The sequence below is a fragment of the Clostridioides sp. ZZV14-6009 genome (assembly GCF_020658095.1).
Classification (GTDB): domain Bacteria; phylum Bacillota; class Clostridia; order Peptostreptococcales; family Peptostreptococcaceae; genus Clostridioides.
Genome location: NZ_JAGWDG010000018.1, coordinates 14,817 through 29,887 on the forward strand (window position 1 = coordinate 14,817; position 15,071 = coordinate 29,887).

A 15,071-nucleotide genomic window follows, 5' to 3' on the forward strand; every position below is an offset into this window, starting at 1 on the left:
CAAAAAAACTTGACTCTACCCTCAGAGGATAGATTAGTATTTTATATAGTGAAATAATATTTATTATAATAATCTATGGGAGGGAGATTTTTAATGTCAAAAAAATTTTTAGAGTATGCTATACCATCAGCTCTTGCTATGTTTGTATCATCCTTTAATACAATATTAGATGGAATATTTTTGGGAAAAGGACTAGGCGATTCAGCACTTACAGCTGTTAGTATAGTGATGCCTCTTGTAATGGTATTTTTAGGATTATCCAGTTTAATGGCAGTTGGAGGAGGAGCACTAGTTTCGAAAAAATTTGGTTCTAGAGATGATGAAAGGGCTGTAAATATATTTAGGCAAGTAATAAAAGTTTTAATAATAGGTAGTTTATCTCTTACAATAATTTGTATACTTTTTTCAGAGCATATAGTTAGAATTATGGGAGCAACAGAAAGTTTAGTCGGATTATCTTCTGAATACTTAACATTTTATGCTGCTTTCTGTTTTCCAAATTTGCTAGGTCTTGTTTTTTGTAGTTTTTTAAGAAATGATGGAAGACCAAAACTTGCCATGATAGCTACTGTGTCAGGAACAATATTTCATATAACTTTAAATTATATATTTATATTTAAGCTTGGATTTGGTGTAAAAAGTGCAGCAATTGCAAGTGGCTTAGGTCAACTATCTACACTTATAATAATGTTACCTCATTTTATGTTTAAAAAAGGTAAGTTATCCTTTGGGCCAGCAAAGATAGAAAAGGATGTTTTAAAAGAATTATTTAATATAGGATTTCCTTCATTTTTTGCAGAGAGTGCTTTTTCAATAATTATACTTGCACATAATATAGTTTTGACAAGAGTTGTTGGAGATGTAGGTCTTTCTGCTTATGCTGTAGTAAACTATGTAACTACTAATATTTATAATCTCTTAATGGGGATAACTTTAGGTGTTCAACCACTTATAAGTTATAATTTTGGCTCTAAAGAAATTAAAAAAATGTTAGGCTATTATAATATGGCAACAAAAATGAGTTTTTGTGTATCTATAATATTCACAGTAATATGTTTTTTATTTGGAAAAGAAATTGTAAAAATATTTACGAGTGATAAAGAAATTATTTTAATGGCTTATGTTGCACTTAACATGGCTAATTTAGCCTATCTTATGATTGGAAAAAATTTAACAACTATGATGTATTATCAAGCGATAGAAATGCCAGTACATTCTAATATTATAGGAGTTTTACGTTCAATCTTACTATTGCCGATTATACTATTTGTTTTTTCTAAGTTATTTGGAATAAATGGAATATGGGTAAGTATGGCTGTTTCAGAACTCTTGACAGTTCTAATTATGAGTAAAGTAGTAAATGTAAAGGAATGTACAAAAAATGCTATAAGTTTATAATGTTATGATACCATAAATTATTTATATAGAGTAGTGAATTTATTCACTACTCTATTTTTGTTTGTACAAATAGAATTTATTCTATAGTACTAGATTAAATTTTAATAATTTTTATAAAAAATTTAAATGTGTAAATATGAAAATTATTTAGTTACACTAAACTATAGATTTTAATATATAAAATAAAAATAGTATGAAAGTTTAGTAATAGAATACATACAAATTAAAAATATTAAACTTAAAGCGTTAGTAAAACTTGAAAAAAATAAAAATATGAAATTGACTAAAAGTGATAAAGTTTACAAATACTAATTTATAAAAAAATTAATATAAACAATAAAAAATATGAAAGTTTATAAATATTGATAATACTAAGGTATAGGTTTTTGGTGTGGAATAAAAAAATACTTGTAAAAAGACTTGTTTGTTAATATAATAAATATCATGAGTTTAATAAAAGTAAAAATAAAAAATAGAAATAATAAATAAAAACAATAAAAATATTAAAATAGAGAGGAGATGAATTTAAAGTCATGGACAGTGAATTCGCAAATGCAGTTGAATTGAGCTATGAATGTGCTCCCTTATTGGAATCATTAAAAGAATATTCAAAAAGAGATATAGCTTGTTTTGATGTACCTGGACATGTGAAAAATAGAGGTGTAGATATATTAAATAAATATCTAGGTGAAAATCTCATGAAAATGGATATAAACTCATCACCCACTATGGATAATGTATCTAATCCAACTGGAGTCATAAAAAATGCACAAGATTTATTAGCGCAGGCATATATGGCTGATGAAGCATTCTTTATAACTAATGGTACTACACAAGCAATACATGCAATGATTCTAAGTGTAATAAATCCAGGAGAAAAAGTATTGCTCCCAAGAAATATTCATAAGTCAGTAATAAATGCTTTAATACTTTGTGGAGGAATACCAATATTTATACAACCAGAATTTGATGAGCAACTAGGTATAAGTTTAAATATTACTATTGAGAAAGTTAAAGAGGAAATAGAAAAAAGTTGCGATATAAAAGCTTTATTTTTACTTAATCCAACTTATTATGGTGCTTGTGCAGACCTTGAGAACATCATAGAATTATGCCATAAAAATAATCTTTTAGTGTTAGTAGATGAAGCTCATGGTGCTCATTTTCCATTTCATTTAGATTTACCTCCTTCTGCAATAAGTTTAGGAGCAGATATGGTGGCTGTAAGTATACATAAAACTGGAGGAGCATTGACACAATCTTCAGCACTTTTATTGAATAGAGAAAATGTAAGAGTTGAAAAAGTACTTCAGTCAATCAATATGTTACAGTCTACATCTGCATCTTATTTGCTTATGGCAAGTATAGATGGAGCGAGAGTTAACCTAGTTGAAAATGGAGAAGAACAATTATCAAAAGCATTAAATTTATCGAGATACGCAAAAGCTAGATTAAATAAAATAGATGGAATAGATGTTTTGTCTACCGAAATATTAAAAAGAAAAGGTGTTAAATTTATAGATGAAACTAAATTATGTATAAATATAAAAGGGTTAAATTTAACTGGCTTTGAAGTGTATGATTTGTTGTATAAAAAGTTTTCAATTCAAGTAGAACTAGGAGATTTGTACAATATCTTAGCACTTGTGTCTATTGGAACTAATAAATCAGATATTGATAGATTGGTTAAGGCTCTTTCTATAATTGAAAAAACTTATAGAAAAGAAGCCAAGTTAAATGAGTTTAATATGATTCAAATAAATCCAACTATTGAGCTTAATCCTCGAGAAGCTTTTTATGCATCTAAAGAAAGTGTAGAAATCAAGTCATGTATAGGTAGAATTTGTGGAGAATCAATAATGGCATACCCACCAGGTATACCAATTGTTACTCCAGGAGAGTTAATAACAAAAGAAATTATGGAGTACCTTGTTTTTTTAAAAGAGAGTAATGCGTATTTGACTGATATGCAAGATAAAAACTTAGATACAATACTCGTTATAAAATAAATTGTGTTATTGGATAAATAGAATAGTATATATAAATATGTAAAAGGAGTTGAGATTGAAATGAAATTTGAAACACTAGGAAGACATATACTAGTAGAATACTATAACTGTGATGAGAGCATACTTAAAGACCCACATCTTATAGAAAATTTTATGAATGATTCAGCATTAAATGCAAAGGCTACAATTGTTGATTCTGTATTTCACCATTTTAATCCTTGGGGGGTTTCGGGTGCTGTCATAATTGCTGAATCTCATTTGACAATACATACTTGGCCTGAATATGGTTATGCAGCGGCGGATTTTTTTACTTGTGGTGATATAGACCCATGGAAAAGTTTCGAATTATTGGAACAACTTCTAAAATCAGAAAGAAGTGAGTCCACAGAAATTCCAAGAGGATTGACAACAAAAATAAAAAAATATTCAAAGAAAGATTTAGGTAAAATCACTCATAAACCTGAAGCAGTATAAACATAAAATAGATAAATGAAAGTGAGGATTATTATATGGAACTTTGGTATACAGAGGAATGGACAGAAAATGTAAGGTTTTCTATAAAAGTAGATAGACATTTATTTGAAGGGAAGTCTGAGTTTCAAAGAATAGATGTGTTTGATAGTGAGGAGTTTGGAAAGTTTCTGACAATAGATGGTTTAATGATGGTGACATATAAAGATGAGTTTATATATCATGACATGATAACTCATGTTCCTATGGCTACAAATTTAAATATCAAAAAAGTCTTAGTTATAGGTGGTGGAGATGGTGGTACAGTAAGAGAGTTAAGTCGTTATCCTAAAATAGAAAAAATTGATATGGTTGAAATAGATAAAATGGTTGTGGATGTGTCTAAAGAGTATATAGATATATGTTCATGTAAATTAGACGATAAAAGAGTAAATTTATATTTTGAAGATGGAGTTAAGTTTGTTAAAGAGGCTTATGACAAATCTTATGACTTAATAATAGTAGATTCAACTGACCCAATAGGACCAGGAGAAGGACTTTTTTCAAATGATTTTTATAGAGATTGTTATAGAATACTAACTGATGATGGAATTTTAGTAAATCAAAGTGAAAGTCCTTATTTTGAGTTTAATGCTAAAGAAATGAAAAGAGCCAACGATAAGTTAAAAGGTATATTTCCAATATCTAAAGTTTATCAAGCACATATACCAACATATCCATCTGGACACTGGCTATTTGGTTTTGCTTCAAAAAAACTAGACCCAATAAAAAATCAAGATAGAGATGGTTGGGAAAAATTAAATTTAAAAACGAAGTATTATAATAGTGATATCCATTTAGGTTCATTTATGCTACCTCAATATGTAAAGGAGATGTTAAATGAAGAGTAATTTCTATCATATAAATACATTTATGGGTATGGATAAAAGTTATGAAGAATCAAATTTGATAGTGTTTGGAGTAGGGTTTGATGGAACTACTTCAAATAGACCTGGAGCTAGATTTGCAAGTAGCTCGATGAGAAAAGAATTTTATGGTCTTGAGACATATAGTCCTTTTTTAGACTTGGATTTAGAAGATTATAATATATGTGATTATGGAGATTTGGAAATTAGTGTTGGAGATACAGAACAAGTTTTGAAAGAAATATATGATGAAACTGCTAGTATAGTTGAAGATTTAAAGGTTCCATTTATGATTGGTGGAGAACATCTAGTTACTTTACCAGCTTTTAAAGCAGTCTATGAGAAGTATAATGATGTGTATGTAATTCATTTTGATGCACACACAGATTTAAGAGAAGAATATAATAATAATAAAAATTCTCATGCAACAGTAATTAAAAGAGTATGGGATATTGTTGGAGATGATAAAATATTTCAATTTGGAATAAGGTCTGGAACAAGAGAAGAATTTAAATTTGCAATAGAACAAAAACATACTTATATGGAAGTTGGTGGAATAAATACATTTGAAAAGATAATTAATAAATTGAATGGGAAAAATGTTTATTTAACTGTAGATTTAGATGTGTTGGATGCATCTGTATTTCCAGGAACAGGTACACCAGAACCTGGTGGTATAAATTATAGAGAATTTCAAGATATTTTTAAGATTATAAAAAAATCTAATATAAATATAGTTGGTTGTGATATTGTAGAGCTAAGCCCTGATTATGATACGACAGGAGTATCAACAGTTATAGCATGTAAAGTATTGAGAGAATTGTGCTTAATAATATCAAGTAAATTTAGGTAGTGTAGTCTATATGAATAATATACTATAATAGAAAGAAGTTACTTTAAATAAGTTGTTTTAAGTTTAGCACTTTTTTAAGGTAACTTATTTATTTTTTTTAGACAACAAAAAAGAGCCTTATGTAGCTCCTTTTCTAAAATATATATATTTAAATTAAATAATTATATTCTATTTACGTTTTCAGCTTGAGGTCCTCTATTACCTTGAGTTATATCAAAGCTAACCTTTTCGCCTTCTTCTAAAGTTTTGTATCCATCAGTTTGTATAGCTGAGAAATGTACGAAAACATCGTCTTCTCCTTCTACTGATATGAATCCAAATCCTTTTTCACTATTAAACCATTTTACTATTCCGTTTTTCATTATAAAAAAACCTCCGCTTTATTAAAAAATACAAACTAAATAAATTAAGTCTGTTCTATTAATATAGCATAAATTTTAAAAAAAAGCAATTAAAATTTTAAAAAAAGTTAATCAATTTTAGAATTTAAAAAATTTTGCTAAAAAATATATTAACAATGAAAGAAAATAAAATAGAAATCTGATGAGGTTTAGCAAATTTAATATCAAAAAATGTAATATATAAATTGAAAAATAAAGAGTAAAATATAAAAAAATAATAAAAAATATTATAAAATAGACTGAAAATAAAATTTAAAAATAGTGAAATTTCAGAAATATCACTATTATTATATAATAAAACAAAAAAACAGTATATAAATTCGATAAAATAAAAATTAAATATATAATGTTTTACATATATATTAATAAAAGGAAATATTATGCTATAATAGTACCGTATAAAATTATTTACGGGGGTGGTATTAACATGTTTCAATTTGAAACACAAATACACAAATTAAGACATGATGTTTTAACTGCAATAGCTAGGCTTGGAAAAGAAGATAACCTTACAAGAGAAGCAATGGATAATATTCAATATGAAATAATAAAAGGCGAGAAACCTACATACAGATGTTGTGTTTATAAAGAAAGAGCTATAATATCTGAAAGAGTAAATGTAAGTATGGGACTATTGCCAGGTCAAGATAAAATAGATTTAGATACAATGGATGTAGGAGAAGATGAACAAATAATATATATTTTAGAAGCAGCATGTGATAGTTGCCCAATAAACGAATTTACAGTAACTGATATATGTAGAGGTTGTTTAGCACATAGATGTAAAGAAGCTTGTAAATTTGGTGCTATTACACATGTTGGGGGAATGGCTTATATAAATCATGAATTATGTAAGGCTTGTGGAATGTGTAAAAAAGCTTGCCAATATGATGCCATCTCAGAGGTTGTAAGACCATGTAAGAGCGTATGCCCAACTAATGCTTTAGGGTTTGATAGAGAAAATATGAAAGCTATGATACATGAAGATAAATGTTTAAACTGTGGTGCGTGTATGTCAGCATGCCCATTTGGAGCGATATCTGATAAGAGTTTGATAGCTCCAGTAGCTAGAAAATTAGTACAAAAAGAAAAAATGTACGCAGTAGTAGCTCCAGCTATAACAGGTCAAGTTGAAGCAAATGTTACATATGGTCAAATAAAAAATGCTATAAAATCATTAGGTTTTGTCGATGTACTAGAGGCTGCTTGTGGAGCAGATGCAGTTACAGTTCATGAAAGTTTAGAGTTTGCTGAAAGAATGGAAGAAGGAGACTCTTTTATGACAAACTCTTGTTGTCCAGGATTTGTTGGTTACATAGAAAAGACATTCCCAGACCTTGTAGGAAAAATATCTTCTACTGTATCTCCTATGATAGCTAGTGGAAGATTTATAAAAAATTATGAACCTGATGCAAAAGTAGTATTTATAGGTCCTTGTACAGCTAAAAAGAATGAAGCGGCTAAAAAGGAATTAAAAGGAGCTGTTGATTATGTACTAACTTTTGAAGAAATAATGGCACTATTTGAAGCATTTGATATAGACTTAGCTAAGTGTTCAAATGAAGATATAGATGATGCATCAATATTTGGAAGAGGCTTTGGTGCTGCTGGTGGACTTACAAAAGCTATAGAAAATTATCTTGCTGAAAAAGGTATTGGAGTTAATTTCGAACCTGTAAAAATTTCTGGTTCAAGAGAGATTAAGAAGACAATGACTATGGCTAATTTAGGAAAATTAGAAGGAAACTTTATAGAAGGTATGATGTGCGAAGGTGGATGTATAAATGGTTCTGGTAAGTTCTTATCAGGTGCAAAGGTTAAAACCACTTTTGATAGAAAAAATTCTCAATCAACTAAGAAAAGTATTTTAGCAAATACAAAAATAAAAGATTTTAGTGATATAAATCTAGAAAAATAGATTTATAGATAATCATAAAAAATATAGATGAAGAATAGAGTTGTTCTAAGTTGTAATTTAACATTAGGATAACTCTATTTTTATTTAGACTTATATTAATATATTTAAGTACTTAAAATAAAAATTAGATATATAATATTTTGTATATAACTTAACAAAGACCATGCCTATGTTATAATAATTTATGGAAATAAATAAAAAATACAATATACATAAGAGTATAAATATAGGTTAAATAGGTGGTTTATAGGGAGGAGTACTTATGTTTGAGTTTGAAACACAGCTAAAAAGATTGAAACATGAGATTTTAACAGTTGTAGCAAAACTATCAATTGAGGAAAATTTAACAAAAGAGAACATAGAAAAAATTCCATATGAAATAATTAAAGGAGAGAAAGCAAGATATAGATGCTGCGTTTATAAAGAGAGAGAGGTAGTTCTTGAACGAGCACAACTTGCACTGAGTTTGACACCAAATACTAAATATGAAAATATAAATCCAGATTCAGTAAATTTAGGCTCCAATGAGCAAATTATGTATATAGTGGAAGCTGCATGTGATAGATGTCCAATAAATGAATTTACAGTAACAGAACTTTGTAGAGGGTGTTTGGCACATAGATGTAAAGAAGCTTGTAAGTTTGGAGCAATTTCTTATATAAATGGAAGAGCTTATATAAACCATGATTTATGCAAAGCTTGTGGAATGTGTAAAAGTTCATGTCAATATGATGCTATCTCAGAGGTTATAAGACCATGTAAAAGTGTATGCCCAACTGGTGCGTTAGATTTTAATAGAGATACTATGAAAGCTATGATACATGAAGATAATTGTATAAATTGTGGCGCATGCATGTCAGCTTGTCCATTTGGAGCAATATCTGACAAGAGTTTGATAGTACCAGTTGCAAAAAAACTTGCAAGAAAAGAAAATATGTATGCGATAGTAGCTCCAGCAATAACAGGTCAAATTGATAGTAACATTACATATGGACAATTAAAAAATGCTGTAAAATCACTAGGATTTATAGATATGATAGAAGCTTCTTGTGGAGCAGATGCAGTTACAGTTCGTGAAAGTAATGAATTCATTGAAAGAATAAAATCTGGAGATAAGTATATGACAAATTCATGCTGTCCTGGGTTCTTTAAATATATAGAGAAAATGTTCCCAGATGAAGTTGATAAAATATCTTCTACAGTATCACCTATGGTAGCCACAGGAAGATTAGTAAAAAAATTTGATTCTGATGCTAAGGTAGTATTTATAGGTCCATGTACTGCAAAAAAGAGTGAGGCAACTGAGGAATGTTTAAAAGATGCAGTGGATTATGTACTAACTTTTGAAGAACTAATGGCATTATTTGAAGCTTTTAATGTAGATTTGTCAAAATGCTCAAATGATGATATAAATGATGGTTCAATTTTTGGAAGGGGATTTGGAGCGTCTGGTGGGCTCACAAAATCAATACAGAATTATATTGCTGAAAAAGGTATCAGTTTTGATTTTGAGCCTATAAAAGTTTCTGGACCAAGACAAATTAAGAAAACAATGACAATGGCTAAATTAGGTAGATTAGAAGGTAATTTTATAGAAGGAATGATGTGCGAAGAAGGCTGTATTAATGGAGCTGGTAAATTCTTATCAGGTGTAAAAGCTAAAAATACTTTTGATAGAAAAAATGGACAATCAACTAAGAAGAGTGTTTTATCTAATGATAAAATAAAAGAGTTTGAAGATTTAAATTTAGAAAGATAGTATTAATTGATATTTTAAAAAATACTTAGTTACAATTATAAAACTAAACTATTTGTTATATTTAATGCCACAAATATGCCTAGAATTTGCCCTTTTTCTAGGTGTATTTTATTATGTCAGCATTGCTATACTATAAATATGTAATAAATAAAATTTATAGGAGCTTTTGGATGAAGAAAATAATATTAAAAGATATCATGTTTTTAATTACAACAGTATCTTTGATTGCAGTGCTATTGATTGTAGTAAATGTAACTGCTAATGGTAAGACAGAATCAACAAGTAAATCTTATTTAGATAGTGAGAAAAATAGTATGAGTCAAAATAATATTCAAAATGATATAGAAAATACTGCATTTAAAACTACTATACTAAATACTGGAAAGTCAGATTGCATATTAATTGAGATAGGCAAGAAAGCTATAATGATTGATACAGGAGAAGATAAAGATGGTGAACAAATAGTTAATAATTTAAAAGAAAAAGGTATAAATACGCTTGATTATCTAATTTTAACTCATTTAGATAAAGACCACATAGGTGGAGTTGATAGTGTGTTGTCCAGTGTTAAAGTGAATAATTTAATACAAGCAAATTATAAAAAAGATAGTAAACAATATGATGAATATATTAACTCGCTTAAAAAAACTGGTATAGAGCCTACAGTATTGAAAGAAAAAATGAATATTGTAATCAATAAAGCAAAAATAAGCATACAGCCAGCTTTAAAAAGTAATTATGAGAGTTCAAACGATTACTCGATAATCACTAGTATAAATTATGGAACACATAACTTTTTGTTTGCAGGAGATGCAGAAGAAGAACGTTTAGCTGAATTTATAAGTAAAAATACTTTAAAATACGATTTTGTGAAAATTCCTCATCATGGAAGGTATGATAAATTAAGTGAAGCATTTTTTAAATCTATTTCACCAAAATATGCTGCTATTACTTGCTCACAGAAAAAAGAACCTGATGAAGAAGTATTAGAAATATTAAAAAAATTAGATATAAAAACTTTTCTTACTTCTAATGGAGACATAGTTATAGATAGTGACGGAAATAAGTTAAGTGTAAGTCAATAGTGTTTTCTGAAAAATTGTATAAAAAAATTTAAAAAAATCATTAGCAAATATGAGACCTTAAACATAGTATATTTTAGGAGCTGAAACTCCACATACAAAATAACTAGGAGGTAACATATTATGTTGGATAGATTTTTTGGTGAAGGCGGATTTGGCGGATGTGCTTGGTGGATAATAATATTATTTTTCTTATTCTTAGCATTCCAAGACTGTTGGGCTGAAATGGACTTATGTGCATGGATACCTTTCTTAATATTATTATTAATACTTTGCGAATGTGGTGACGTTTTTGATGGAGGATGTGGATGCTAAAAAAATCAATTTAAATGATTTAAAGAAGCTTATGGTGGGTATAAACAAAATACCAAACCAATCACAATCTAGTGTTTGAAGGTAGTCGGATATCCCCCGCTACCTTCTTTTTTTATTATTCAAAAATTATTTATTCATTATTTTATTTACATACAATAATTTTCTCTAGAAAGTTTGGTATAATTAAAAAGAAAATAAATTTTATTTATAGGAGATGTAAATATGGCTATAGTGGATAAGATTTTCAATGAGATAAAACTTATGGTTGCAAGATTCTTATTGGGGAAAAAATACAGTGAATATGAAGAAAAAGATTTAGTATATAATACTGAAGAAGAAGTTATATTAATAACTTTAAAAAGATTAGTTTTCCAGGGAAATGTGAATGAAGCAGAAGAAATTTTATTTGATAAAGCTAAAACTGTAAATAGTGAAAATATGCAGTATATAGCAATAGAATTTTATACTATGCTTATGGAAAAAACTGATGAAGAATTAGAGTCTATGAATTTTTCTAAACAAGAAGTTTATCAAGGTATAGAAGATATTAGGAAGGTTTTAAATTTAGAATAAAGTATGTATAAAAATATTAAAATAAATTAACATTAAGATGAGAATATTATATTTAAATATATAAAATATAATATTCTTATTTTATTAATAATATAAGTATATCTTATTTACCATAAAACTATCTTGAAAAAAATTAATCTTAAATGTATAATATTACTTTGAGTGAAAAAGTATTAACATTTTTTTATAAGATGTTTTACTAAAAAAATATATATAAACATACTGTTATCAAAAAGAAATTTAATTTAGTGAGGTGTTAAGATGAAAATAGGATTTGACCACAAAAAATATTTAGAAGAGCAGTCTAAATATATCTTAGAGAGAGTAAATAATTTTGACAAGCTTTATTTGGAGTTTGGAGGAAAATTAATGGGAGACCTTCATGCAAAAAGAGTACTTCCAGGTTTTGATGAAAATGCAAAGATAAAAGTATTACAACATATGAAAGAAAAAGTTGAAGTTGTAATTTGCGTGTATGCAGGAGATATAGAAAGAAATAAAATAAGAGGTGACTTTGGTATCACTTATGATATGGAAGTTTTAAGATTAATAGATGATTTAAGAGGTTATGAACTAGATGTAAATAGTGTAGTAATCACTAGATTTGAGGGACAACCTGCAACGACTGTATTTATAAATAAGTTAGAGCGTAGAGGAATCAAAGTTTATAAACATTATCCAACAAAGGGATATCCTTCAGATGTTGAAACTATAGTTAGTGATGAAGGATATGGAGCAAATGATTATATAGAAACTACAAAGCCAATTGTAGTAGTAACAGCACCAGGACCTAATAGTGGAAAACTTGGTACTTGCTTAAGTCAGTTATACCATGAAAATAAAAGAGGAAATGTAGTTGGATATTCTAAATTTGAAACATTCCCAGTTTGGAATATACCTGTGAAACATCCTTTAAATATAGCTTATGAGGCAGCTACAGTAGATTTAAAAGACGTAAATATGATAGATTCATTCCATCTTGAAACTTATGGTGAAATGTCAGTAAACTATAATAGAGATTTAGAGTTATTCCCAGTGCTTAAAAAAATAATAGAAAAAATAACTGGAAAAGAATCAATTTTCCAATCTCCAACTGACATGGGTGTTAATAGAGTTGGTTTTGGAATAATAGATGATGAAGTAATAAGAAAAGCTTCTATAGAAGAAATTATAAGAAGATACTTTAAAACTGCCTGTGAGTATAAAAAGGGACAAGTTGATAAAGGTACTTATGATAGAATGAAAATGATTATGGAAGAACTTAACTTAAAGCCAGAAGATAGAAACGTTGTTTTACCTGCTAGAAATTACAGTAATAAGTTAAAAGAAAATGCTGATAAAAATGATACTTGTCCTGTAGTGTCACTAGAATTAGAAGATGGGACAATATTAACTGGTAAAGGTTCTGACTTAATGAATGGAACAGCAGCAGCAGTACTAAATGCAATTAAACATTTAGCCAATATATCTGATGATATGCATTTAATATCACCTGTAATATTAGAGCCTATTATAAATTTAAAAACAAAAACTTTAGCAAGTAGAAATGTTTCACTTAGCTGTCAAGAGGTTTTAACTGCTCTTAGTATTTGCGCTGTAACTAATCCAACTGCACAATTTGCTATGGAAAAGTTAGCTTTATTAAAAGGGTGTCAAGCTCATTCTACTACTATATTAAATAGAGATGATGAACAAACATTTAGAAAGCTTGGTATAGATGTAACTTGTGACCCAGAGTATCCTTCACAAAATCTTTACTATAGCTAAAAATATAATTATACAAAAAAATATGGGCTGTTTTAAAGTAATAGTTTGAGCAGTCCATTACAATTATAATAAAATCAGTAGACTGTCTTGTATAAGGCAGTCTTTTATTTTTAAAACATCCCATTTAAATTAATATATATACTGTTATCCATAAGGAATTTTAATTTAGTTCCTTGGAATACCTATTGTAAAGCTTTTACCTAGTTTTTGCAAGTGTTTTTTATGATTTTTTATAAATTATATTGAATTAGTTGATTATAAACTATTTTAGTAAGAGAAAATATTGATATATAAATAAAATAAATGAAAAAATAGCATAAAGAAACATAAGTTTGGTATAATTAAAACAGTGATGTAAATAAATTTAATCTATTTATACTTTAAAAGGTGATAATAATGGAGCTTCATAGAAAAATAATTCATATAGATATGGATGCTTTTTATGCGTCTATAGAACAAAGAGACAATAAAAAATTAAAAGGTAGACCTGTGGTTGTTGGTGGAAATCCACAAAGCAGAGGAGTAGTTGCAACGTGTTCTTACGAGGCTAGAAAATTTGGCATACATTCAGCTATGCCATCCGCTGTAGCTTATAATAGGTGCCCATATGCAGTTTTTGTAAGACCTAGATTTGAGGTCTATAAAAGTGTATCAAATCAAATAAGAAATATATTTTATAGATACACAGATTTAGTAGAGCCACTATCTTTAGATGAAGCATATTTAGATGTAACGAAAAATAAAAAGAATATTGATTCATCAATTGAAATAGCAAAGCAAATTAAAAGAGATATATTTAAGGAAGTTGGACTTACCTCTTCAGCAGGTATCTCATATAATAAATTTCTTGCTAAGATAGCATCAGATTTAAAAAAGCCTAATGGACTGACTGTAATAAATGAAGAAAATGTTCAGGATTTTTTAGATAAATTGCCTGTAAGTAAATTTTTTGGTGTTGGAAAAGTCACTTCAAATACTCTTAAAAATTTAGGTATAAAAACAGGATATGATTTAAGATGTTTAGATTTATTTGAACTTGAGAGTATATTTAAGAAGAGAGGATATGACTTATATAAATTTGCGAGGGGTATAGATGACAGACCAGTAGAGCCAAATAGAGTTAGAAAATCTGTTGGAGCAGAGACCACACTAAGTCATAACTTAGATATTGACGAAGAGGAAACACGTAATATCCTTGATGAACTTTGTGAGGAAGTATGCCATAGATTAAGAAACTCTGAGAAATTTGGAAAGACGTTGACATTAAAAATTAAGTATGAGGATTTTACACAGATAACTAGAAGTCTTAGTTTAGAACATTATATTGATGAATATAATGATATAAGAAGTGGTGTTGACAATTTATTGAGAAATGTTGAAATGAATGGAAAACAAATTAGACTATTAGGAGTCACAATATCAAACTTAAGTGATAAAAAAGAAACTTATAAAGACATTACTTTATTTGAGTATATGGATAGTATTCAACTATAACTATTTGTTTAAATGAATGAATTAACACTAGTTTTAATTATATATAATTAAGGCTAGTGTTGTATTATTTTATCGAGATTTTTTTATTATTTTTTATATTTTTTGATTTTGAATATTGTATACAAA

At 27.9% G+C, this 15,071-nt stretch carries 13 protein-coding genes; 12 read left to right on the forward strand and 1 reads right to left on the reverse strand.

What is annotated here, in order from left to right; genetic code table 11:
* Nucleotides 1-93: 93 nt before the first annotated feature.
* The 5 genes from KGF36_RS17010 (at nt 94) to speB (ending at nt 5,636) form a co-directional block, all read left to right on the forward strand.
* Entirely contained in the window at nt 94-1,398 is a 1,305-nt protein-coding gene (locus KGF36_RS17010; RefSeq protein ID WP_227829858.1) for an MATE family efflux transporter, read from the forward strand.
* A 533-nt stretch (nt 1,399-1,931) separates the two neighbouring features.
* Entirely contained in the window at nt 1,932-3,407 is a 1,476-nt protein-coding gene (locus tag KGF36_RS17015; protein WP_227829857.1) for an aminotransferase class I/II-fold pyridoxal phosphate-dependent enzyme, read from the forward strand.
* Nucleotides 3,408-3,467: 60 nt separating this feature from the next.
* Complete coding sequence (speD, locus tag KGF36_RS17020; RefSeq protein ID WP_227436754.1) at nt 3,468-3,881, forward strand: adenosylmethionine decarboxylase; 414 nt, start codon at nt 3,468-3,470, stop codon at nt 3,879-3,881.
* 35 nt (nt 3,882-3,916) lie between these two features.
* Nucleotides 3,917-4,768 (forward strand): polyamine aminopropyltransferase, encoded by an 852-nt coding sequence (gene speE, locus KGF36_RS17025; RefSeq protein WP_227829856.1) that lies wholly within the window; start codon nt 3,917-3,919, stop codon nt 4,766-4,768.
* Entirely contained in the window at nt 4,758-5,636 is an 879-nt protein-coding gene (gene speB / locus KGF36_RS17030; RefSeq protein WP_227829855.1) for an agmatinase, read from the forward strand. The genes speE and speB overlap by 11 nt, the downstream gene beginning before the upstream one ends.
* Before the next feature lie 161 nt (nt 5,637-5,797).
* On the opposite strand, the gene KGF36_RS17035 is transcribed toward speB, so the two are convergent.
* The gene (locus KGF36_RS17035; RefSeq protein ID WP_227436749.1) at nt 5,798-5,998 is read right to left on the reverse strand and encodes a cold-shock protein; all 201 of its coding nucleotides are present in this window, start codon (nt 5,996-5,998) and stop codon (nt 5,798-5,800) included.
* Nucleotides 5,999-6,464: 466 nt separating this feature from the next.
* Between KGF36_RS17035 and KGF36_RS17040 the strand changes: the two genes are divergently transcribed.
* From KGF36_RS17040 to dinB, 7 genes are all read left to right on the forward strand, one after another.
* Nucleotides 6,465-7,955: a 4Fe-4S dicluster domain-containing protein gene (locus KGF36_RS17040; protein ID WP_227829854.1), complete on the forward strand. Its 1,491-nt coding sequence runs from the start codon at nt 6,465-6,467 to the stop codon at nt 7,953-7,955.
* Nucleotides 7,956-8,217: 262 nt separating this feature from the next.
* Complete coding sequence (locus KGF36_RS17045) at nt 8,218-9,714, forward strand: 4Fe-4S dicluster domain-containing protein (protein ID WP_227829853.1); 1,497 nt, start codon at nt 8,218-8,220, stop codon at nt 9,712-9,714.
* 170 nt (nt 9,715-9,884) lie between these two features.
* Nucleotides 9,885-10,799, forward strand: a complete 915-nt coding sequence (locus tag KGF36_RS17050) for an MBL fold metallo-hydrolase (RefSeq protein WP_227829852.1) — start codon at nt 9,885-9,887, stop codon at nt 10,797-10,799.
* A 120-nt stretch (nt 10,800-10,919) separates the two neighbouring features.
* Nucleotides 10,920-11,111 (forward strand): hypothetical protein, encoded by a 192-nt coding sequence (locus KGF36_RS17055; RefSeq protein WP_003418667.1) that lies wholly within the window; start codon nt 10,920-10,922, stop codon nt 11,109-11,111.
* 222 nt (nt 11,112-11,333) lie between these two features.
* Nucleotides 11,334-11,684 (forward strand): DUF6483 family protein, encoded by a 351-nt coding sequence (locus KGF36_RS17060; protein ID WP_227842975.1) that lies wholly within the window; start codon nt 11,334-11,336, stop codon nt 11,682-11,684.
* A gap of 261 nt (nt 11,685-11,945) precedes the next feature.
* A complete protein-coding gene (locus KGF36_RS17065) occupies nt 11,946-13,451 on the forward strand; it encodes a DUF1846 domain-containing protein (RefSeq protein WP_227829850.1) in 1,506 nt (501 codons plus the stop codon).
* Between the two features lie 396 nt (nt 13,452-13,847).
* Complete coding sequence (dinB, locus tag KGF36_RS17070; RefSeq protein ID WP_227829849.1) at nt 13,848-14,945, forward strand: DNA polymerase IV; 1,098 nt, start codon at nt 13,848-13,850, stop codon at nt 14,943-14,945.
* Nucleotides 14,946-15,071: the final 126 nt, after the last annotated feature.